The organism is Vibrio sp. R10-SF1-ISO8 (assembly GCF_059833805.1).
The window spans coordinates 42,476-65,675 of record NZ_JCBDHL010000008.1; the positions used below are offsets into that span (position 1 = coordinate 42,476).

Genomic DNA, 23,200 nt, shown 5'->3' on the forward strand with positions numbered 1-23,200 from the left:
TAAAGGGTGCTGTGATGAGAACTTTTACCCAAGTCATAGCGGCGCGCGAATGGGAAAATCAGCATGTGGTTCACCACAATGTGATGCCTGCGCACGCGCCTCTTCATGCTTATTCAAGCGAACAAAACGCACTGAATAAAACACCTTCAAGCAATCAACTTAGCTTGAACGGTCAGTGGCAGTTTGCGCTGTTCAATAGACCAGACAATGTGCCGGCTGAATGTGTGAGTAAGAGTTTTGATGACAGCAACTGGAGTCAAATAGCGGTACCGAGTAACTGGCAACTGCAAGGCTTTGATAAACCAATCTACACCAACGTAAAGTATCCATTTGCGGATACGCCACCAAAAGTTCCTGAAGATAATCCAACGGGTGTTTACCGAACTCGTTTCCTGTTTGCGCCACAGCAAGGGCAAACAACGGTCACCTTTGATGGGGTAAATAGTGCTTTCCATCTATGGTGTAACGACCAATGGGTAGGTTACTCACAAGACTCAAGACTTGCGGCGGAATTCGACCTGTCAGACTTTCTCATCGATGGTGAAAATCAACTCACAGTCATGGTGATGCGTTGGAGTGACGGATCATACCTTGAAGACCAAGATATGTGGTGGCTAAGCGGTATCTTTCGTGATGTTACCCTGTTAACGAAACCTGCCATTCATATCAAAGATGTCCAAGTCGTCACGCAGCTAGATAAGGCTTATCGCGATGCTGAGCTAAAAGTGGTAACGACGCTATCGAAAAAGAACCTCCCCTATCAGGTATGTGTCAGCTTGTTTGATGCCCAGCAGCAAATGGTTGCTCAGCAGAGCTCTCAAGCAGGTCTGGAGTTTGCCGATGAGAAGGGGCCTTGGTGCGATAAAGTTAATCACAATCTATCGATTCAAGCGCCAGAGCTATGGAGCGCAGAGTCGCCAGCACTGTATCGAGTGGTGGTCAGTTTAATTGATGAGCAAGGTTCGCTGGTGGATTGTGAGAGCTATGATGTCGGCTTTAGACACGTCGAAATCAGCCAAGGTCAGCTAAAACTCAATGGTAAACCGTTGCTGATTCGCGGTGTTAATCGTCATGAGCACCATCCCGAACTTGGTCATGTGATGACGCGCGAAGATATGATTCGCGACATCAAATTGCTTAAGCAAAACAACTTTAATGCAGTGCGCACTGCCCATTACCCCAATCACCCGATGTGGTATCAGCTCTGTGATGAATATGGGCTTTATCTGGTCGATGAAGCCAATATCGAAACTCATGGTCAGTTTCCGATGTGTCGTCTATCCGATGACAGTGAGTGGCTCAATGCTTACATGCGCAGAATAACGCGCTTAGTTGAACGCGATAAAAACCATCCTTCTATCATTATCTGGTCGTTAGGTAATGAGTCAGGGATAGGCAATAACCATCATGCAATGTACCAATGGGTGAAGCAGCGTGACCCATCACGGCCTATTCAGTATGAAGGTGGCGGTGCAATGACAGCTGCCACTGATATTATTTGCCCAATGTACGCCAGAGTAGATTGGGATTTACCTGTCGTTGCTCATCAACCTCATGTGACGCCAAGAGTTGGAATTAAAAAGTCTATCGCGCTGCCTGATGAGCAACGCCCGCTGATATTGTGTGAATACGCGCATGCGATGGGAAATAGCTTAGGCAGTTTCAGCGAGTATTGGCAGGCGTTTCGCGATCATCCGCGCCTACAAGGTGGCTTTATTTGGGATTGGGTTGACCAAGGACTGACCAAGGTCGACGAGCAAGGTAATCAATATTGGGCTTATGGTGGGGACTTTGGTGACGAGATTAATGATCGCCAGTTCTGTATCAATGGGTTGATATTCCCAGATCGTAGTGTGCATCCCACTCTACATGAAGTGAAAAAAGCTCAGCAGTTCTACCAGTTCAGTCTAGTAGAGCAAGCCCCTTTAACGGTGAAAATGACCAGCGAAAACTTATTCACTTCAAGCCAAGGAGAAAGCCTGCAGTGGCAGATTCTTGAAGATGGCATTGTAGTGGATGAAGGTGAAGCAGAGCTTGTTTTAGAAGCGCAGCAAAGCACCGAATTGGTACTAGAAAATACCGCTTTGCGTGAAAAATCAGGCGCTCGATATCACTTGAATTTAACTGTGGTACTGAGCAAAGCGACTCCATGGTCTGAAGCTGGGCATGTTACTGCCACTGAACAGTTTGAACTGAGCCCAGAGCCAGAGTTGGTGCTGCCTGAGGCGAAACCAACTTGGCAAGCGAACATCTCTGATAGCCCAGAAAAGCTTTTGGTCTACAGTGATCTTTTTGCGCTTGAGTTCGACAAATGCCTTGGTGCGATTTCGAGCTGGAAGGTCAATGACAACGAAAAGCTTACCCAGCCAATCATGGATAACTTTTATCGCGCGCCGCTCGATAATGATATAGGCACCAGTGAGGCAGACAGGTTAGACCCCAATTCTTGGTTCGCTCGCTGGCAGTCGATAGGGTTAGACTCCTTAGAGCGTGAAGCGATTGATTTTGAATGGAATGAAACCAAATCTGGCTTACAAGTCATCACCAAATCGGCTTATCTTCAACAGGGTAGAGTCCTGATTGTATCCACGTGGCGTTATCTGGTGACTCAAGATGGTGAAGTGACTATCGATGTCGATGTTGAATTGGCCAATGGCCTTGCGCCACTACCTCGGATTGGTCTTGAGTTATCACTATATGATCATGGAGTGAGCGAGCACCAAGAGCCTGTGAGCTGGTTTGGTCGCGGGCCTCACGAGAATTATCCTGATAGAAAAGAATCGGCGCATATAGGTCGTTATCAATCCTCCGTTAGGCAGATGCACACCGATTACATCTTCCCTTCAGAAAACGGTCTACGCTGCGATGTGTTAGAAGCACAGATTGGCGAACTGAGCGTTCGAGGTGACTTCCATTTTGCGGTGAGTGAGTTTAGTCAAGCTAACCTCGCGATGGCAAAACACACCAATGAACTGATGAAGCAAGACACTATTTTTGTTCGGATTGATGGTTTCCATATGGGAGTCGGTGGCGATGATTCTTGGACCCCAAGCGTACACAAAGAGTACTTACTGAATGATCGACGCTACCGCTACCAAGTGGCCTTGAGCTTTTAAAGGAATAACGAAATGAACCCATTTGTTCAGCTCCATAGCGAGCATGTCTCAGTGGTGATCAAACTGTCACCGGCACCTGAAATCATTTATTGGGGCAAAAACATTGCACAGATTAACGACACACAGTTCGCCAATCTGATGAGCAGTCAGCAGCGTGCTGTGCCTCAAGCGCGTTTGGATCATGATGTTCCTTTAACTCTTTGTCCTGAATTAGGGCGTGGCAATTTTGGCTCGTCAGGCATAGAAGGTCATCGCAAAGGCTTGGCGAGTATGCCAAGGCTAGATTATGTCTCGCACACACAATCAGGTAGCCAAGTGGATATCGTGTGCCAAGACCAACAAACTCAACTCGCATTAGCGATACACCTTAAACTGGATAAATCCGGCGTCTTGAGTAAGCAATTAACACTCACCAATTTAGCTGCAGAAGATTACACCTTAAATAAACTGGCTTTGACACTTCCAGTTCCATACCGAGCGTCAGAGCTGGAAAGTTATCATGGTCGTTGGAGCCGTGAGTTTCAGGCGCAGCGCCAGTCAATAGCGCATGGTTCATGGGTGATCGAAAACCGTCGGGGCCGTACATCTCATGAGTACTTTCCAGGCTGTTTATTGGGGTCGTCGGGTTTTAGTGATCAAACAGGCGAAGTATGGGGCTTTCATCTTGCGTGGAGCGGAAACCATCAGTGGCGCGCCGATGTGAAAAGTGATGGCCGCCGATTGCTACAGGCAGGAGAGTGGCTAATTCCGGGTGAAGTGATTTTACCGCAAGGGGAGAGCTATACCACACCAGAGCTTTTGGCTACCTATAGTCCAAAAGGTATTAATGGTATTCGTAATGTGAGTCACCGCTATGTACGTGAGCAGGTAATATCGTTTGATCAGGCTAAGGTACGCCCTGTTCATCTCAATACTTGGGAAGGTATCTACTTTGACCATGACCCAGAGTATATTTGTGAAATGGCGACCCAAGCAGCGAGCATTGGTGTCGAACGATTTATTATTGATGATGGTTGGTTTAAAGGCCGCAATGATGATAAGTCGTCTCTGGGTGATTGGACGCTTGATGCGACAAAATACCCTAACGGTTTAACTCCTGTTATTGAACACGTTAACGCGCTTGGGATGGAGTTTGGCATTTGGGTTGAACCTGAAATGGTCAATCCTGATTCAGACCTGTTTCGTGCTCACCCAGAATGGTTGCTAGCCGCTGAGGGCTACGCGCAGCCGACAGGGCGTTATCAATATGTCCTAAACCTGCAAAACCAAGATTGCTTTGATTACCTGTTTAACTGTCTGGATGACTTGCTACGTGAGCACAATATTGGATACGTAAAGTGGGACATGAACCGAGAGCTAGTTCAAGCGACTCATCAAGGCAAAGGCGCGGTACACGGGCAAACTCAGGCTTTATACCGATTGATTGATAAGTTGGTCGCGGTGCATCCCGAGGTCGAAATTGAGTCATGTTCATCAGGTGGTGGGCGAATTGATTATGAGATCCTAAAGCGCACGTGCCGTTTCTGGACTTCAGACTGTAATGATGCGTTAGAGCGTCAAACTATCCAAAAGAACATGGGGATCTTTTTCCCTCCAGAAGTGATGGGCGCTCATATCGGGCCCTATCATAGTCACACGACAAGACGAACCCATGATATCAACCTACGTGGTTTAACGGCGTTGAGTGGTCATATGGGGGTGGAGCTCGACCCAGTTAAAGAAAGTGAACAAGAGAAGCAAGCTTTTGCTAAGTACATTGCTCTGCATAAACACTATCGCGAGTTGCTTCATAGTGGTGAGGCGTTCTATCTAGATAGTGCTGATGATACTCGTTTGGTCTATGGGGTGACAAAAGCTCAACAAACGTTAATCACTGTGTGCCAAAAAGCGATGCCGGACTATGCACTTCCAGAACCACTTATCTTGGAGCACCTTGATCGTGCACGAGATTACAAAGTCACGTTAGTCGACTATCCACAATTAAGCGCGCAATTGATGAAACCAAGTGATGGCTGGTGGGAAGGGGAACCTATAGTCGTGAGTGGCGATTGGTTAGCAACACTTGGACTCAGTTTACCTATCTTAGACCCAGAAGCTTGTTTACTGCTAAGTATTGAAGCCGTTTAGCGAAAGGGGTACCAAGTTGGCTTGGTACCCTTTAAGTTTACTGACTGTCAGTAAAGAAATCGTTGTAGAGCATATACAGGTGCGCTGCACTCCAAGAGAAATTTGGAGCACCCTGCTGAGCACCGGTTAGCGGGCTATAGTTTTCTCTGATTGGGCCATCTTCCACTAAGCCATCAGCGTGGCTAAAGAAGGCTTTCGCCATTTCAACCGCATCGTCGCGGTAGCCATACTTCTCCATCCCCTTAAGGCCAAAGTAGAACTGATCGACCCATACGCGGCCACGCCAATAAATATCTGGACCAAAAGCAGGGTTGGATAACGCTGCTGTTCCTAGTGGAACATAGGTGTTGAACTCATTGTTGTCTTTCATCACTTTGACCACGGCATCTGCGTGCTCTTGGGTTGCCGCGCCATTAAACAGTGGCGACCAGCCTTCTGGGCCTTTGCCACGTTCGACGATAGGTTTGCCCGCACATCCGTTGGTAAGTGGTTTGTTTTCAATGCGAATATCGTAGAAATAGCCAGTGCTTTCATCGAACATACAAGTGTTGATGTAGTTAGCTAGATGATCTGCTTTAGCGCGAAACTGTTTGGCTTCTTCCGCTTTACCAAGTATGTCTGCCATGCCAGCTAGGTATTGGTTATCGCTAAACATATAGCTAGCCTGATCGACGGATTCTTGCAGCAAAGAGTAGCCAAGTAAGGTGCCGTCTTTCGCTCGGTTTTGAGCAAACTGTACATCCCAGTCACCACGCTTACCCCCTTGGGCTACATACTTGTCTAGCTGCTCTTTATCAATAAAGCCAAATACTGCCGCATCGTCTCGGCCAGATTCCCATGAAGCAGCTGTTTGGGCTGGGATTTCAATATGGTCATATTGGCCATTGGCGATGATTGCTTGATATTGATCGAGCCCGGTAAAGGTTTGCTCTTTGTTACCACGAGTGACAGTAAACAGCATCTGACCGTCTGGGGTATTGTGGGCTTTATCACGGGCGGCGCCATATTCAGGTACGCCATTACCATTGTTATCACGATTACGTAGCCACCAATTGTGGTAAGCAACCAGTTTTGGATACATCTCTTCTAGCCAAGCTTTATCACCAGTCGTTTTGTACACTTCCATTACGGCCCATGCGGCTAAACTCGGCTTCGTGTTACGCTCATTCCAGTTACCACCGTCACCGCCGCGCTCTGGGCTTAAGTTGTAAGCTAGCAAATCTGGTACATAGCCTTCATCCCACGGTCGCACCGGATCGTCAGCTTGGATTTGATAAGCGAACATCGCGCGAATATTGTCTTTCGCCACATCTGGATTGAAATGCGCCATCGCATAGGCTTGTTTCCATGTGTCCCAAGGCCAAGTTTGATTACCGGAGAACCATCGGGCGGTAACCGACGGAGTGACAGAGTCAAACTTCATCGCACCAGCGACTCCACGCCAGTTACCATTCAACGTTTCCATTGCTTTGACCGCGACGCGCTCTTGTGCTGGTGTAGCATTTGGGTTGCTCAGACCTTTTTCTAAATAGTCTTCCCAACGTTGAGCCGAAGCCTGTAAATATTGCTGTGGGTGGGCGAATACATCTTGGATCTTGCTCTGTTCAGCCTGATTTTCTTTCTCAGTCAGTACATGTGTGTATGTGGTATAGAGTGTTGTCGACCCAGGAACCTGTGCTTTGGAAACAAACTTATGTCCGTAGATCTTTGTCTCCATTGGGATTGATTTATGGATTTGGTATTCAGATTCACCCGAAGTTAACAATGTCCATGTCTCACGAACTTTGCCAAAGGTTACCTTGAGGCCGTCATCGGTTTTTACGATCTGACGATCATATTCAGGATAAGCTTGATCGATGGTTTTGTCGGATTGCGCGATGCCTTGTTTGGCGTGGTATTTTTCAAGCAACTCTCCATCCCAAACCAGATCGAGTGGGCTGTCTGACGTGATTTTAGTTTCTAGCAACGAAGTGCGATTAGTCGCGAAGCGTAAAGTCATTTCAATTTGCACATCGTCAGATGAAAGCTTTTGGACGAGTGCGCCAGGAAGACTGTAAGCCTCCATGTTGAACTCAACTTTCTGGCCATTTTTGTACACAGTTAAACGGTCAAAATTATTGGCCATGAAATTGATGTATTCTTCGGTCAGCAATGCCGTGCCTGGAAAACCTCCCATCCCCTCTTGATGATCAGGAAGTAGATGACCATGCCAAGCGCCATTGTCAAAGAATGGATTGAATCGTTGGTGGTCGTCAAAGTCATAATCACGCATATACTCTGGAGAACCAGTGCGGTCGATGACATTTTTGAATTGAGCAGCTTGCAGATCTGCGTTGTTTGAATCGGATATAGAGCCGCAGCCAGAGAGAGCGACAGCAGAACCAACAGCAACAGCGATTAAAGTTTTTCGTAGGGTCATGTAATTATCCTCGGTCAGCGACCTGAAGTTTGTTTGAGGTGATTCTATCGACCCTATTGGTTGGGGTTAAATAATCTTTAGTTAATATGTGATCTTTATTTAGTAAAGTTTTACTTTATTTTGCATTTGTCCAGTTAGTTATTGGAATGACAACAGAAGGTAGCTATAGAATTTGCCATCGATTGATTCTTGATGAGTGTGATAGAGTGAGTATTCACTTGTTTAAATTCAGGAAGAAGCTTTGAGTGGTAAGATAACAGTGCGAGCTTATAGCCGCTCCTCGAATGGACATCGTCATAGCCATCATCAGGTGTTGCTGCCTTTACGCGGCTATATTGATTTGACGTTAGATGGGCAGGCGGCGACAGTCTCTTATGGTGATTGTGTGGTGATTTTATCCGGTTGCTACCATGAGTTTCGTGCTCGTGAGGACTTTCGCTTTTTGGTGATTGATGTCAATGAGCTACCAAGTCAATTACTAGGACTAGAGCATCCAATTCTGGCACTCGATGAAGCAACGCATCAGTATATTAGTTTTATTGAGAAGCAGCTTGAGCAAGACATTTCCGGTGAGTTGGAAGAGAACATGTTGTCGCTCCTGTTTGAACTATTAGCTCGCCAGTGTTCCAGTAGCAAAATGGATATGAGGATCAAAAACAGTATCCAGTACCTTCATCAAGACATCGCTAAGAATCACTCAATTGACGAGCTCGCTCAGGTTGCCTGCTTAAGTGCGACTCAGTTTAAACACCTATTTAGCAAAGAAGTACAGCTTTCCCCACTTAAGTATCTAGCTAAGTTACGTATGGAAAAAGCGCGTACTTTGCTGATCAACACCGATATGCCGATCAGCCGGATTGCTGAGGAAGTGGGCTTTAGTAATCCATCTTCCTTTACGCGTAGTTTTAGTGGTTATTTTGGTTTGCCACCGAAAGCTTATCGCGCCCACGATTGAGTCTCGGCTGACAACGATACAAAACAATGCAAATGGCGACGATAGCCATTCCTAGCATAGTCAAAAGCGTTAACACTGTACCGAACAGCAGGTGGTCAAACAGATAGGTCAGCATGGGGATTGCGTAAAACAGTACGCTGACTTTATCTGAGCTGTCCCGTTTTACCATGTACATCAGCAGTAAGAGTGCCCCGACGGAAACCACCAAACTCATCCATAACACTGAGAAAACAAGCTCTGGCTGCCAATCAATATAGCCTTCAGTGCCCATGCTAAGCGCGATAAACACAAGGCTCGATAAAACACATTGATACCACATGGCTTGAAATGAATTCATCGTCACCTTGGTTTGCTTGATAGTGCCTATTGTGAGGGAGAGGAGCGCTAAGACGGAAAACAGTATTCCAGCCCATTGAATGCTATCAAGGCTTTGCGCACCAGCAATCGCGATAGTGAGTCCTGCGAAACCAACACCCAGTAAGATAAATTTACGCGCCCCGATTTTTTGCTTGCCAAGTAAGGGGGTTATCAAAGGTTGGATACCTAAAACCAATGTTACTAAGCCAGGAGACATGCCTGTTGCTATCGCCAGAATATAGAAAGTGAGATAGAACACCTGTAACAACAAACCGACCGACAAGACGGTTTTCAACTCTTCCCTGCTAGGTTTATGAAATTGAGTATTGAACAGTGATTTAGCAAGCAAACAAATGACGCTGACACTGACAAAAGAGATCACCGCACGTATTGCCAGAAAGCTCCATTCGGAAGAGAACTGTAATCCAAGTTTTACAATAACCGCACCACTGCTCCACATCACTAGGAATAGGATTGGAGCGAGGGAATCTAATTTAATCATCAGATTTAACCTTATAAATTCAACTATAGAGAATGATGCGGTGGCCACCTACATGGATAGTTACTATAGCTTGGCTAAATCGGAACAACTGATCCCATCGGACGGTTTTCTGTTCCTAGAGGTCGAAGTTGGTGAGAGCAAGGAAAAGAAAAAGCACCGCATGGGTGCTTTTAGTGCTAATGATATTATTGAGTGGTGTCGCTTTTAGCGAGCTGAAGTAACCATTGCTGACTTGTAATTTGTTGTGTGCCACATTCGACCATATAAGGTTTACCTGTGAACCAGCTTTTAGAGGCAACTTCGTTAATGAAGGTCTCGATATCTTTGACCTCATCTTGGGCATAGTCCCATTTATTTTTAATGTGCTCAGCGGCTTCAGTCGGGGTATAGGCTTTGCCGTTTCGATAAAAAGTACAGGATGATTGCTCAATCTTGCTGATTAAACTGTCTACATCATTTTGAATGCTGGCAGCTGCAGAAGTAGCCGACATCGCTAACACTATGACGAGATACAACCGTTTCATCACTTCCCCTTAATCCGTATTTGGCCTCGATCACTTACCCTGTTCGTCCTTATAGGTTCCACCAAGGTTTGAGTTCTAGTGGCTCGTTGAGTTCAACACGTTGTCCAAATTCAGGACTGACCATGGTGACACCGCGCTTTTCACTAATCTCCATCGCTTGCTGCATTGGTTCGTTCCAATCGTGCATAGCGAGATCAAAGGTACCGTTGTGAATTGGCATCATCACCTTACCTTTAAGATCAATGTGCGCCTGAACACTTTGCTCAGGGAACATATGGATGTCCGCCCATAAGCTATTGTAAGCTCCAGTTTCTATCATGGTGAAATCAAATGGTCCGTATTTATCACCAATCTCTTTAAATCCTGAGAAGTAGCCAGAGTCACCACTAAAGAAGACTTTATTCTGCTGACCGTTAATCACCCAGCTTCCCCATAAAGTGCCGTCGCGATCAGTCAGTCCACGTCCGGAGAAGTGTTGGGTTGGAGTCAGCACATATTCCACGCCATTGTGCACATGGGACTCCCACCAATTAAGCTCAACTATCTTCTCTTCAGGAACATCCCATTCTCTCAAGGTTTGACCAATCTTCAGCGGCACAATAAATACCGTGACTTTTTCGGTCAGTGTTTTGACCGACGCTTTGTCGAGATGATCATAATGGTCATGACTGATCAGAACGGCGTCAATACTTGGTAGCTCTTGTAGCGATATAGGCGGCTGATGGAAGCGCTTTGGCCCAGCCCATTGTACGGGAGATGCTCGGTCACTAAACACAGGATCTGTCAGGATGAGCTGCTGATCGATCTTCATCGCGATACTTGAATGGCCTAAGCGATAGAGAACATCTTGCTGTTCATTGGCAAGTTGCTCCGTTGTCATCGCATGGACGGGCAAATCAAAGCTTGGCGTTGGGTTAAGGCGCTCAGTCGTGAAATAGGCTTTTGCGATCTTCAGGATGTCACCAAAGCCGCTTTTGTATTCAAGCTCAGTGTTGGCAAACTTCTCTGGGTATTGCTTACCCGCTGCTTTATCTGAACTAGAACAAGAGATGATAGAGGTGGTCATAATTATCGCTCCTACAGTAGCTAACAATGTGCGTTTCATAGTGACTATCCTAAAGTAAACTATACGGTGTAGTTTACATACTTTGCTTTTAAAGTAAACTACTTGGTGTAAAATAGATCTCAGCAGAATGAGGTAGGATCGTTAACTCTATGAAAGTTAGAAAAAAAGGTCGTAGCGAAATCAAACGTGAGGCGATATTGGTTGCGGCAAAGCAGGCTTTTCAGGAATTTGGTGTGCAAAATACCAGTATGGATAAGCTATCTGCGATGGCTGAGGTTTCTAAGCGAACGGTTTACAACCACTTTGAATCTAAAGAAGCGATTGTCATGGAACTGCTGGCGGAGTTATGGCGCACTTCAATGGCTGAACATGAAATAGCGGGGCTTGCTGAACTGACATTAGAGCAGCAGCTTATCGCACTGCTTGAAAGCGAGATTAATGTTGTGACAGAACCTCACTATGTTGATCTAGCTAAAGTGGCTTTGAGCTACTTCTTCCATAAGCCGGATGAGCTTAAAGAGCAAGAAGCGAAGATGGCAAAGCAAGAGACTGCGCTGTTTCGTTGGCTAATTGAGCAGAAGGAGCAGAAGACGCTCATTATTGAGGACGTGGTTGTGGCGAGTACCCAGTTGCACAGCTTAGTTAAAGGCAGTGCCTTCTGGCCTCAGGTTCTGGGAATGAAACCTTCGCTGACCAAGCAAGAGGCGAGGGTATTGGCAGAGCAAAGCACCCGTTTGTTTATGAGTCAGTACCGCGCTTAGCGACATATTAAAAAGCCCTTACCATTATGGTAAGGACTTTAATTTTACAATGTTCAACAGACCCTAGGCTTGTTTAGCTGTGTGTAACTTTACCTCTTTGCTTGCCTGTTTTTTCTCGAATCGAGAGATCCACCACCATGCAAGGCCAGAGAATACCGCGGTCATAAAGACGTTGATGAAGAAGGCACGTACTAAATCAACGCCTGTCGGGAAGGCTGATGCAGTCATACTTACCACAAAGATGGTGATCAATACCGACACCACACCCATACCAAACTTGCGTGAGCCCATACGGAAATCACGTGGCGTATCATCATGTTTTAGGCGGAAGATGAAGTAAGCAGCCATGATAAAGATTGGCGGTAGCATCGCAGTACCAGCGGTCAAGTTGATTGCTTGGTTCATCATGTCTTGCACGGATTCTGAACCAAAGCCATTCACAACCAACATCACGACGACGAAGGCAAACTGCCACCAAGCTGCGCGAACTGGCACACCGTGCTCATTAAGCTCAGTGGTTTTCTCACCGTAGACGCCTTTTGGAATCTCCGAGAAGTGGATTTTCACTGGAGCCGCTGTCCACATCATCATAGAGCCAAACATTGCGATAAAGAGAATGATCCCAACAAAGCGGCCAACCACTAAGGTAGAAACCTCGAAGTACTGAGCCATACCGGTAAAGATTTCGACCATACCACCTGCGTAAGTGAGGTCTTCGCGAGGGACAAAAACGTTAACCAGTAGTGAGCCAAGCGCATACATAGCACCGATCAGAACACCTGCCATGATGATCACCTTGATAAAGGCTTTCTGACCACCTTTGACATCTTTGAGGTAAGCGGCTGCGGTTTCTGCACCACCGGCTGCTTGGAAGATCCAACACATAATGCCTAAGGTTGCCCAGTTAATTGTTGGGCTCATCGCTTCTAAGGTAATCGGTTCAGCTGGTGTGTATTCACCACCGCCTAACGCCATTAACGCGCCAAGGACGTAAATAGCGAACAGAGCAAAGACGCCGTATGCCACAATCTCTGAAATCTTACCCAGCCAGCTCGCACCTTTAGTTGAGATATGAGTCGCCGCAGCAAAGAGAACAATCGAAATAATCGATGTCACCATAGGTGAGAAGGTGTACTCATAGCCGAGCATAGCGTATGAGGCGTAAGCAATAACGTTGGGTAATAGGGAGACAAACCAGAACAGGTTTACAAACCAGTATAAGAAAGAACCTAAGTATGCGGCTTTAGTGCCTAACGGTTGTTTCAGCCAGTCATACATACCGGACTCTGAGTTCTTATTGGCCGAAACAAACTCGGCAATAATGAACACAAAAGGAATGAAGTAAACGATGGTTGCGAGTAAGAAAATAGGCGCTGAACTTAAGCCTAATTCAATGTTGTTGTTTACGATGTTACGGACGTTAAATACCGCCGCAAAGGTCATCGACAGCAGGGCAAACTTGCCAATGGTGCCACGCATAGATTCAGACATAGAGTCCTCCGATGAATCACGTCAATTCCTTTGGTACTAAAAGTCACACTGCTATTGAGCGTTCTATCATCCTGCGCGAATAGTAGGCTATGCCGCGTTAGAGTCCAGCGCTGTCACTGGCTTTTGTGACTTTAGTACCTCAGGGGTTGTAGTCGTTATTGTTTGGGTCAGTTGTGCTGACCCTGTAAGTTGTATTTATTTATTCAGGAAATAGCCGTCTTCGATGGTCACTTTAAGCACCACTTTTCGAACTCGGTTATTTCCGTGGAAACGGTAGGCATTGTTGTTGTCGAAGATGGCAACTTGGCCTTCTGTGAGTTCACGTGTCGCACCTTGACCATAGAAATATTCTCGATCCGTTTCATCACGGTACTTATCGGCGCGCTCAAGCTGAGATTTTTCAGCGAATTCGACGGTTTCTCTTCCTTCTATGTAGTAATGAACATCGAAGTAGCGTCGGTTACCTTCAAAGGTCTCGGTATGACGAGCAACGCCATCTTCAACCATGTAAACCAATGAATCTCCAATTGAATGCATGACGCCATCTTTGATATTGGCTATGTTTTCAATCGCTTCTATACAGCGGTTCCACTTGCGGCCATCGCGGTAAACGACTTTGAATTGCGCTAAGCTCTCTAACACGATCATGGGTTATGCCTCATTTGCTGTAGTTGAAGTAAAGAAACCTTGTTCAAAGCGGTGCTGTGCCATTGTCTGTGCACTGCAATCTCCCGTTTGTAGCGGAACGAGTGTCAGCCCGTAGCGGAACTCATCCATATATACTCGGTAAGAGTCGAGCACTTCGCTACCCCAAGAGTTTGAGCCAAGCCCCATCAATTTATGGTCTAAGTTGAGGGTGATATAACCGCTCTTTTCTAGCTCAATCGTGTGCTGTGCTTGATGTAGGTTTTGATTGGTGTAGAACCAAGCGCTGAAGTTGATCTCTTGCTCAGGTTTCACTAACAAACCGGTACCATTGCGGTTGGTTAACGCCGCCCAGCGAACCTGTTGGCGATTGCCGTTGTTCTGAGGGAATGGGTAGTTCTCAAACATGTCGGCAACTGTGCTGTGGTAAACATCAATCAGGTTTGCCTGCTTGCTATCTTGATAGTTTTCTTCAGGGCCACGACCGTAGTATTTCACTTGGTCAAACTCGCCGTTGATACCAAGATCTAGGCCGATAACTGGAATGACATGAGGGTAGTCGCCGTAACGTTCACCGCTCAGTTCTAGGTTTAATTGGCCGTCAGCACTCACTTGGTAGCGGTATTCGCAGCGCATACCAAAATCAAACACGGGCGGCGCAATGATGCTGGTGGCGGTGATCTCTACTTTTCCATCAAGATGCTCAAGGTGAAGGGTGCGGAAATGCTCTTGCATGATTTGCAGGTGAGCGGGTTCCCACAGACCTTCGTGCTCTTGTTTATGGTTATCGATCATCGGCTTAAAGAAGTTCAGTTTAGGTTCTGATTGAATCAGCTCTTCGCCATTGACAATCCAAGAGGTCAGCTTGCCATTCACTTTCGAGAAGTTAAGCGCAAAGTTATTACCTGAGATCAGGTAGTTAAGGCGGCTCTCTTCAACGTTAAGTGGTGTCGCATTTTGATTAATGAAGCTTGGTTCTATCGCCGTGCTTTGTTTGAGCTGGTATTGGTAAATAGCTATCTCATGGTTTGCGGCGCTGTACAGAGTGCGCGTATCTTTGCGTACCGTGAAGTTAATGAAGACTTCACGTTCATCAAGTTCAGGGATGGCGATATTAATTTCACGCGCTGAGTTCGCGCTAAGCTGTTCCACTTTGAACTGAACGCTGCGTAGTGTTTCACCTTCAGCGCGAATATCTGCGGTGATGGTGTAATCATTGAGGTCGCTAAACCAGAGTTTGTTTTCAACAATGAACTTGCCTGCTTGCTCATCCATAGCGCGGATTTTCACTGGCGCAATCACTTGCTTGTACTCTTTAAGCCCCGGACCAGGCGTTTGATCTGGATAAATCAAACCATCCATACAGAAGTTGTAATTGTTCGGGTAGTCACCGTAATCACCGCCGTATTTGTAGAAGGATTGGCCTTTTTCATCACGAGCTAAAATGCCGTGATCACACCATTCCCAAACGTAGTGGCCTTGAATGTGATCATGTTGGTAGAACACATTTTGGTACTCAGTTAAACCGCCTGGGCCATTCCCCATTGCGTGGGCGTATTCACAGATAATGCGTGGCTTCTCGTGAGGAAACTCACCAAAGTAGTTCATCAGTTGAGCACGGGAATACATGGTTGAAATCACGTCGACCACTTCAGCATCTCGGTCTTCTTCGTAATGCACTAGGCGAGTGTCATCAATCGCTTTGGTCGCCTCATACATCGAACGAATATTGCAGCCATAGCCAGACTCATTGCCTAGCGACCACATAATGATTGAAGGGTGGTTTTTTTGGGCATGAACATGACGTTCTGCTCGATCAACAAATACCGCTTCCCATGCTGCGTCGTTAGTGATTCGGCTGAGATCGCCAACGTTAGCAAAACCGTGGGTTTCTACATCCGTTTCTGCCATCACAAACAGGCCGTAAATATCACACAGTTCGTAGAAGCGTGGGTCGTTCGGGTAGTGAGCAGTACGTACAGAGTTGATGTTGTGCTGTTTCATCAAGACTAAGTCTTTTTCTACACGCTCCATTCCGACAGCGCGACCTTTCAGATGATCGTTGTCATGACGGTTAACGCCATGCAGCATCACATACTGGTTATTGATGTAGAACAGACCATCGCGCACCTTAATGTCACGAAAACCTACTCGTTGCGGAATGACTTCCACGGTTTTGCCTAGGTTGTCTTTTAAGATCAGAATCAGTTGGTAAAGATAAGGATTTTCTGCCGTCCAGTGGATTGGTGCATCCATTTCAATCTCAAAGCGAGCTTGTGTAGTGGTATCGATAGTCAGGTTTCTGCAAGAGCCTTGTGCGACAACCTGATCTTTATCCATTAGTGCATAGTCAAGCGCGTAGCCCGAAGTTTGGAGGGCAGATAAGTTTTCCAGTTCTACTTGGCAAGAAAGGGTTGCTGCGCGGTAATCTTCGGCGAAATCCGTGCGAACGGTGAAGTCCTGTACGTGAACTTGCTCTTTACCGACTAGGTAAACATCACGGAAGATCCCCGCAGTCCACCACATGTCTTGGTCTTCGATATAAGTAGAGTCTGCCCACTGCATAACGCGCACTGACAGTAGGTTTTCACCTTGCTGAACGAACTGAGAAATATCAAATTCAGCGGTTAAGCGGCTGCCTTTACTAAAGCCTGCATACTTACCGTTTACATACACTTCGAAGTAGGTTTCAACGCCGTCAAATTTAATGATCGTTTGCTTGTTATCCCAGCTCTCACCTAGGGTGAAGGTGCGTTGGTAAGCACCGGTTGGGTTATCGGTTGGCACGAACGGCACATCAATTGGGAACGGGAAACCTTCGTCGGTGTACTGAAGGTCGCCGTGGCCTTCCATTTGCCACATGTTCGGAACTGTAATTTGGCCCCATTGGGTCATCTTTTGTGAATAGAACTCTTCAGGAACCAACAGAGGGTTAGTGAAGAAGTTAAAGTTCCATTGACCGCTCAGAAGCATAAAGCGGCTGCTGAGTTCGCGTTGGAAGGTTTGAGCTGTTTTCACTGAGTCATAAGAGAAGAAGTAAGCACGTGGTGCCATACGGTTCTCATGCAGATGTAGGAAGTTTTCCCAGTTGTTCACGTTTACTCTCCCTCGGCTAAAACGATCGAATGATCATGCCGACGTTGTAATGAAATAATTGCTCATTGAGCATCTGGGAAAGATATTAGTAAAAGTTTTACTAAAATAAATTTGTGAAAACGTTTTACTTTAACTTGATCACGATTTATTGACTGAATTGTCTGAAAGCTGTGATCTGTTTAAAAGAGTGAATATTGAACAGTAAATGTGTAGAAGCTAACCACTAAGCGCTGGGGTAGAGAAAGGGAGGTAATAAAAAAGCGCTGAAAATCAGCGCTTTATGTGAGTAATTAGCAGTGGGAACTACTTCTTGGTAGTGTCTCGCAGCTTGAGTTTACTTGGGACGTAAACTTGCAAAGGGAGCGCTCGTCCATCGCGCGCTTTTTCGATCAGCAAGTTAACTCCCTGAATTCCCATCATTTCAGAGTGAATTCTTACTGTTGAAAGAGAGGGGAAGGTGAACTTTGCGGTTGGAATATCGTTAACACTAATCAGTGAAATGTCTTGTGGGATATTAAGGCCGTGTTCATGAATCGCACGCAATACACCAATCGCAATTGAATCAGATGCAATAAAAAGTGCGTTAGGGTAGTCCGGTTTAGCGAGCATTTCCTTAGCTAAATCATATCCTGACGAACTGGTAAAATCGCCGCGGTAGATATCATCTAGAGAGACAACACCTTTTAACTGCCCATATTCTGCAAAGGCAATTTCACGAATATCGGCACTATTCGGTTCGTCTTGACCGCCGATGAAACCGATACGTTGATAGTCTTGAGCGATGAAAAAGTCGGTGATTTCTTTGCTAATGCGCACGAGGTCGATGTCTACCGAATCATATTCACAGTTCGCGTCACTGAAATCGACATAACAGATATTATCGGTGAGTTTTTGGACTTCAGATAAAACATTTGGATGACTGCGACCAACTAAAAGGACACCAGTAACCTTATTGCCTTCAAGATAGATTTCATTGTTATAACAGTTAGTTAGCTCGATGCCTAATTTGTCACATTGGGTCTCAATACCATGGCGAATCGACAGATAATAAGGGTCATTCACTTCTGCTTCTTGCTTGTAGTTGTAGACAGCAAGAAAGTGGTGATTGTGCTTTTTCCCCAGTCCAGCACGTTTTGAGCTACTGGTTTTGTATTCTAACTTTTCTGCAATTTCCAGAATGCGGTGCTTGGTTTCTTCTTTCACACTGAGTGTCGGATCATCGTTTAAGACTCGCGAAACCGTCGCTAAAGAAACGCCTGCCTCAGTTGCAATATCTTTTAGTGTTGCCATGTGTTCTTACATCCCTTTTTGAGCGGGCAATCTAACTATTGGTCTCTATTGTAAACAAACACACTGATGAAGTACTAATTTTTAGTAAAAATTGTTGTCAGCTTTGCCCTGAGTGTAAAGCTGCAGAGATGGTTAGCTAGAAAACCAATAAAAACAGGGGTTAAAAGGGATTTTAAGCCCAGCGTTAAAATCATTTTCTGCCTAATATCTTCCCTCTTCTAATGAATGATTTTGTGGAAACGTTTACACAATGCGAATTTGATCACGGATCTGTATGCGGTTTGATTGGTAGACTTTTTCCAACATCAAGTATTGAGTATTTAGTGCTCAAGATTATCTGGAGAGCAAACAGTGAAAGTTCTAGTCACAGGTGGGATGGGATACATCGGCAGTCATACCTGCGTTCAAATGATTGAAGCAGGGATGGAACCAATTATCGTAGACAATCTAGCTAACTCAAAACAACAAGTGTTGAGCCGCGTTGAAGGGTTAACGGGTAAACAGCCAAAGTTTCATATGGGCGATATCCGAGACGAGGCGTTTCTAGACACTGTGTTTGCGCAGCATGACATCGACGCCGTTATTCATTTCGCTGGACTTAAAGCGGTCGGTGAATCGGTGACAAAACCACTTGAGTACTACGATAACAATGTTAACGGCACCTTGGTCTTGGCGCGTTGTATGCGTAAAGCTGGCGTGAAAAGCATTGTGTTCAGCTCTTCAGCAACCGTGTATGGCGACCCGCAAACTGTGCCAATTACTGAAGACTCTCCAACAGGGGCCACAACCAACCCCTATGGTCGCAGCAAATATATGGTCGAGCAGTGTTTGAGTGATCTCTTCAATGCAGAGAGTGATTGGAGCATCACGCTACTACGCTATTTCAATCCGGTGGGGGCCCATCCATCAGGCACCATGGGTGAAGACCCGCAAGGTATTCCAAACAATTTAATGCCTTTCATTGCTCAAGTTGCAGTGGGACGACGCGAATCTTTAGCGGTATTTGGGGATGACTACCCAACACCAGATGGCACTGGAGTTCGTGACTATATTCATGTGATGGACTTGGCCGATGGTCATATTGCAGCGCTAAAATCTGTTGGGGATAAAGCGGGCTTACATGTTTACAACCTAGGTACGGGTAAAGGTTCCAGTGTGCTTGAGATGGTGAATGCATTTGGTGCAGCTTGTGGTGCGCCTATTCCTTACGAAATCTGTCCACGTCGCCTAGGGGATATTGCTGAATGTTGGGCGAGTACAGATAAAGCGCAGCGAGATTTAGCTTGGAAAGCCACTCGCAGTGTCGATGAAATGACGGCTGATACATGGCGCTGGCAATCAGAAAACCCAAACGGCTATTCCCCTGCGTAACAAGGTTGCACTCCAATTTCATTGGCGAATGCACAAAGGTATTTTTAAAAGTTGAGTAAGTAATATGTCGAGTATTGAGTTTAACCCAGTTGATCATCCACACCGCCGCTACAACCCGCTGACAGGGCAGTGGATTTTAGTTTCACCGCATCGCGCTAAACGTCCATGGAGTGGGGCGGATGAAACTCCTGCTACTGCTGATTTGCCAAGCTATGACGGTAAGTGTTTTTTATGCCCGACGAATGAGCGTATTTCTGGTGATGTGAACCCTGATTACCAAGGCACTTATGTATTTAACAATGATTTTGCTGCTTTGATGACTGACTCACCAGAGGCGCCCGAATCAGAAAATCCATTGTTTAAAACTCAGGGTGTAACAGGGTTGAGCCGGGTTATCTGTTTCTCACCAGATCACAGCAAAACTTTACCTGAGCTTGCCGTTGAAAAAATTCGTGGCGTGATCGATACCTGGAACGAACAAATTGAAGAACTAGGTAAAGACTATGTATGGGTGCAAGCGTTTGAGAACAAGGGCGAAGCCATGGGCTGCTCTCAGCCGCATCCGCATGGTCAGATTTGGGCGAACAGTTTTCTACCCAATGAAATTGAGCGCAAAGAGCAAAATCTAAAAGCTTACTATCAAGAAAAGGGCACCAATTTACTGGTCGATTATGTTCAAGCTGAATTGAAAGATGGCGAGCGTATTGTAGTGGAGACCGAACACTGGGTAGCACTAGTCCCCTACTGGGCGGCTTGGCCATTTGAGACCATGCTACTACCGAAAACGCATATTCGCCGTATGAGTGAGCTGACAGAAAACCAGCGTGATGATTTGGCTGTGGCAATCAAAAAACTCACCAGTCGTTATGACAACTTATTCCAATGCTCTTTCCCTTACTCAATGGGTTGGCACTACGCACCTTTCTTTGAACAGGGTACGGATATTGAACATTGGCAACTACACGCACTCTTCTATCCGCCACTGCTGCGCAGCGCAACGGTTCGTAAATTTATGGTGGGATACGAAATGCTGGCAGAAAGTCAGCGTGATTTAACCGCAGAGCAAGCCGCGCAGCGTCTGCGTGATTTGAGCGATATTCACTACAAAGAACAGTAGCCTCTGTCTTATTTAAGTTGCAGGTATTTAAGAGGCGTCATAATCGTGGTTTTAGATTGAGCCGCTATTAGAGAATTAAACAGTTTGAGAATTTACTATGTCTGATCTAATCCAAAACGTAAAAGCTTCTTTTCAACAAGCGCTAGGCTATGCACCAAGCCACATTGTCCAAGCACCGGGGCGCGTTAATTTGATCGGTGAGCATACCGACTACAATGATGGTTTTGTTCTGCCATGTGCCATTGATTACCAAACTGTCGTTGCAGCAGCTAAGCGTGACGACAACATAGTCCGTGTCGTCTCGGTTGATTATGGCAATGAGCTTGATGAGTTTGATATCAGCCAAGAGATCACCTTTCAGCAAGACAAAATGTGGTCGAACTACATCCGTGGTGTAGTGAAGTACCTTATCGCACGCGGTTATGAGTTTAGTGGCGCGGATATTTCTGTCAGCGGTAACGTTCCTCAAGGCGCAGGGCTAAGCTCATCAGCAGCGCTTGAAGTGGTGATTGGTCAGACATTTAAGGTGCTTTATAACCTAGAAATATCTCAGGCTGAGATCGCTCTTAATGGTCAGCAAGCTGAGAACGAATTTGTCGGATGTAACTGCGGCATTATGGACCAGATGATTTCTGCTGAAGGTAAAGAGAACCACGCAATGCTGCTTGATTGTCGTAGCCTAGAAACGCAGGCGGTTTCAATGCCTGAAAACATGTCAGTGGTGATCATTAACTCGAACAAAAAGCGTGGATTGGTCGATAGCGAATACAACACTCGCCGTGAGCAATGTGAAGAAGCGGCTCGCATCTTTGGTGTAAAAGCGTTGCGTGATGTCACTATTGAGCAGTTCATTGCTAAGGCGTCTGAATTAGATGAGTTAGTAGCAAAGCGAGCGCGCCATGTGATCAGCGAGAACGACAGAACGGTCGAAGCGGCTGATGCGTTGCGTAATCACGACATGAAGCGCATCGGAGAGTTGATGGCACAGTCCCATGCCTCTATGCGTGACGACTTTGAAATCACAGTCAAAGAGATCGACACCTTAGTTGAGATCGTTAAACAAGTGATCGGTGAGCAAGGTGGCGTTCGTATGACAGGAGGCGGTTTTGGTGGTTGTATTGTTGCGGTTATGCCACCTGAACTTGTCGAGCCAGTAAAAGCGGCGGTTGCAGCACAATATCAAGCTGCGACTGGACTTAAAGAGTCTATCTACGTGTGCCAAGCTAAACATGGCGCGGGTGTGGTGGAGTAACTTAAATGATGACTCATCCTCTTTTTGAGAGTATGACTAAGCAGTCTGCCTATGATGGGCATCCTGCTCAGTTAATTGAATTGACCAATGCTAGAGGGGTTAGCATTGTGTTGATGGACATCGGAGCTACGTGGCTCAGTTGTCGTTTACCTTTGGCGTGCGGGGAGCAGCGCGAAGTCTTGCTTGGTGTAGGGGCTATGGCTGACTTTGAGTGCCAACAAAGTTACATGGGGGTAACGGTTGGTCGCTATGCAAACCGCATTGCCAATGGTCTTTTTGATCTCGAAGGTCAGCAAGTTCAATTGGTGACGAATCAAGCGGGCAATTGCTTACATGGTGGCGTCACTGGCTTTGATAAGCTGCGCTGGGAAATTGTCGAGCAAAGCGCTCAAAGGGTGACTTTTAGTCTCCAATCTCCAGATGGTGACCAAGGCTTCCCCGGTAATCTAAGTGTCTCTGTCACTTATCAGCTCGATAACGACGGCAGCGTCTCGATTGAATACTTTGCTCACACCGACAAAGCAACGCCAGTCAATCTGACGAATCATGCCTACTTTAATCTCAATGGAGCGGGCAGCGAGTTAGACGCGCGCCATCATACTTTGAATGTTTGTTCGGATTACTATTTGCCAACCAGCGATGTGGGGATTCCACTCGGTGAGCTGGAAAGTGTGAGTGGCACTGGATTCGACTTTCGCGTGGCAAAAAGCATCACGCAAGACTTGCTGCAAGACAAACAACAGCAAGCGGCGAAAGGCTATGATCACAGCTATTGGTTTGAGCCAAATCGCGACCTAACATTACCTGTTGCCAGCCTAGTTAGTGAAGACAGCTTAGTGACTATGCGAGTGTTAACCGATAAGCCCGCAATGCAGCTTTATACTGGTAATTGGTTAGCAGGAACCCCAGCGCGCGATGGGGAAGAATATGCAGACTACGCAGGCGTAGCATTGGAAACCCAATTTTTACCTGATTCGCCTAACCACCCAGAATGGCAGCAACCAAGTTGTATTCTCTACCCAGAACAGGAATACAGGTATAAAACCACCTATCAATTTGCTTTCTAATTTAGCTTCGAACAGACCCTAGTAACGCCAGTCTGACAACTGGC

General features: G+C 46.1%; 17 protein-coding genes. 9 read left to right on the forward strand and 8 right to left on the reverse strand.

From position 1 onward, the window contains the following. The first annotated feature begins 14 nt into the window (after nucleotides 1-14). Nucleotides 15-3,116 (forward strand): beta-galactosidase, encoded by a 3,102-nt coding sequence (locus AC6R00_RS03955; protein WP_500639393.1) that lies wholly within the window; start codon nucleotides 15-17, stop codon nucleotides 3,114-3,116. A 12-nt stretch (nucleotides 3,117-3,128) separates the two neighbouring features. After that, the gene (locus AC6R00_RS03960; RefSeq protein WP_500639394.1) at nucleotides 3,129-5,243 is read left to right on the forward strand and encodes an alpha-galactosidase; all 2,115 of its coding nucleotides are present in this window, start codon (nucleotides 3,129-3,131) and stop codon (nucleotides 5,241-5,243) included. A gap of 37 nt (nucleotides 5,244-5,280) precedes the next feature. Here AC6R00_RS03960 and ygjK read toward each other — a convergent pair whose 3' ends face one another. Beyond that, entirely contained in the window at nucleotides 5,281-7,662 is a 2,382-nt protein-coding gene (gene ygjK / locus AC6R00_RS03965; protein ID WP_500639395.1) for an alpha-glucosidase, read from the reverse strand. Between the two features lie 241 nt (nucleotides 7,663-7,903). On the opposite strand from ygjK, the gene AC6R00_RS03970 reads away from it, so the two are divergent. Next, nucleotides 7,904-8,617 carry a helix-turn-helix domain-containing protein gene (locus AC6R00_RS03970; protein WP_500639396.1) on the forward strand — a complete coding sequence of 238 codons (714 nt, stop codon included), beginning with the start codon at nucleotides 7,904-7,906 and terminating at the stop codon, nucleotides 8,615-8,617. Here AC6R00_RS03970 and AC6R00_RS03975 read toward each other — a convergent pair. Beyond that, on the reverse strand, nucleotides 8,568-9,476 hold the full coding sequence (locus AC6R00_RS03975) for a DMT family transporter (RefSeq protein ID WP_500639397.1): 909 nt from the start codon (nucleotides 9,474-9,476) through the stop codon (nucleotides 8,568-8,570). The genes AC6R00_RS03970 and AC6R00_RS03975 overlap by 50 nt on opposite strands. Nucleotides 9,477-9,528: 52 nt before the next feature. On the opposite strand from AC6R00_RS03975, the gene AC6R00_RS03980 reads away from it, so the two are divergent. Then, complete coding sequence (locus AC6R00_RS03980) at nucleotides 9,529-9,684, forward strand: hypothetical protein (protein WP_500639398.1); 156 nt, start codon at nucleotides 9,529-9,531, stop codon at nucleotides 9,682-9,684. On the opposite strand, the gene AC6R00_RS03985 is transcribed toward AC6R00_RS03980, so the two are convergent. Both AC6R00_RS03985 and AC6R00_RS03990 read right to left on the reverse strand, forming a co-directional pair. Then, nucleotides 9,662-10,000, reverse strand: coding sequence for a DUF5329 family protein (locus AC6R00_RS03985; protein ID WP_500639399.1), 339 nt, complete (start codon nucleotides 9,998-10,000; stop codon nucleotides 9,662-9,664). The genes AC6R00_RS03980 and AC6R00_RS03985 overlap by 23 nt on opposite strands. A 49-nt stretch (nucleotides 10,001-10,049) precedes the next feature. Beyond that, nucleotides 10,050-11,066 (reverse strand): MBL fold metallo-hydrolase, encoded by a 1,017-nt coding sequence (locus AC6R00_RS03990; RefSeq protein ID WP_500639400.1) that lies wholly within the window; start codon nucleotides 11,064-11,066, stop codon nucleotides 10,050-10,052. A 149-nt stretch (nucleotides 11,067-11,215) separates the two neighbouring features. Between AC6R00_RS03990 and AC6R00_RS03995 the strand changes: the two genes are divergently transcribed. Beyond that, the gene (locus AC6R00_RS03995; RefSeq protein ID WP_500639401.1) at nucleotides 11,216-11,827 is read left to right on the forward strand and encodes a TetR/AcrR family transcriptional regulator; all 612 of its coding nucleotides are present in this window, start codon (nucleotides 11,216-11,218) and stop codon (nucleotides 11,825-11,827) included. Between the two features lie 63 nt (nucleotides 11,828-11,890). Here AC6R00_RS03995 and AC6R00_RS04000 read toward each other — a convergent pair whose 3' ends face one another. The 4 genes from AC6R00_RS04000 to ebgR form a co-directional block, all read right to left on the reverse strand. Then, nucleotides 11,891-13,318: an amino acid permease gene (locus AC6R00_RS04000; RefSeq protein WP_500639402.1), complete on the reverse strand. Its 1,428-nt coding sequence runs from the start codon at nucleotides 13,316-13,318 to the stop codon at nucleotides 11,891-11,893. Nucleotides 13,319-13,513: 195 nt separating this feature from the next. Further along, complete coding sequence (locus AC6R00_RS04005; RefSeq protein WP_500639403.1) at nucleotides 13,514-13,966, reverse strand: beta-galactosidase subunit beta; 453 nt, start codon at nucleotides 13,964-13,966, stop codon at nucleotides 13,514-13,516. Between the two features lie 3 nt (nucleotides 13,967-13,969). Beyond that, a complete protein-coding gene (ebgA, locus tag AC6R00_RS04010) occupies nucleotides 13,970-17,059 on the reverse strand; it encodes a beta-galactosidase subunit alpha (RefSeq protein WP_500639404.1) in 3,090 nt (1,029 codons plus the stop codon). A 303-nt stretch (nucleotides 17,060-17,362) separates the two neighbouring features. Then, complete coding sequence (ebgR, locus tag AC6R00_RS04015; RefSeq protein WP_500639405.1) at nucleotides 17,363-18,349, reverse strand: transcriptional regulator EbgR; 987 nt, start codon at nucleotides 18,347-18,349, stop codon at nucleotides 17,363-17,365. Nucleotides 18,350-18,700: 351 nt separating this feature from the next. Here ebgR and galE point away from each other — a divergent pair, with 351 nt between their 5' ends. From galE to galM, 4 genes are all read left to right on the forward strand, one after another. Next, entirely contained in the window at nucleotides 18,701-19,720 is a 1,020-nt protein-coding gene (gene galE, locus AC6R00_RS04020; protein ID WP_500639406.1) for a UDP-glucose 4-epimerase GalE, read from the forward strand. A 64-nt stretch (nucleotides 19,721-19,784) separates the two neighbouring features. Beyond that, complete coding sequence (locus AC6R00_RS04025; RefSeq protein ID WP_500639407.1) at nucleotides 19,785-20,837, forward strand: UDP-glucose--hexose-1-phosphate uridylyltransferase; 1,053 nt, start codon at nucleotides 19,785-19,787, stop codon at nucleotides 20,835-20,837. 97 nt (nucleotides 20,838-20,934) lie between these two features. Beyond that, nucleotides 20,935-22,089, forward strand: a complete 1,155-nt coding sequence (gene galK, locus AC6R00_RS04030; protein ID WP_500639408.1) for a galactokinase — start codon at nucleotides 20,935-20,937, stop codon at nucleotides 22,087-22,089. Nucleotides 22,090-22,097: 8 nt separating this feature from the next. Then, nucleotides 22,098-23,156: a galactose-1-epimerase gene (galM, locus tag AC6R00_RS04035; protein WP_500639575.1), complete on the forward strand. Its 1,059-nt coding sequence runs from the start codon at nucleotides 22,098-22,100 to the stop codon at nucleotides 23,154-23,156. The last annotated feature ends 44 nt before the right edge of the window (nucleotides 23,157-23,200 follow it).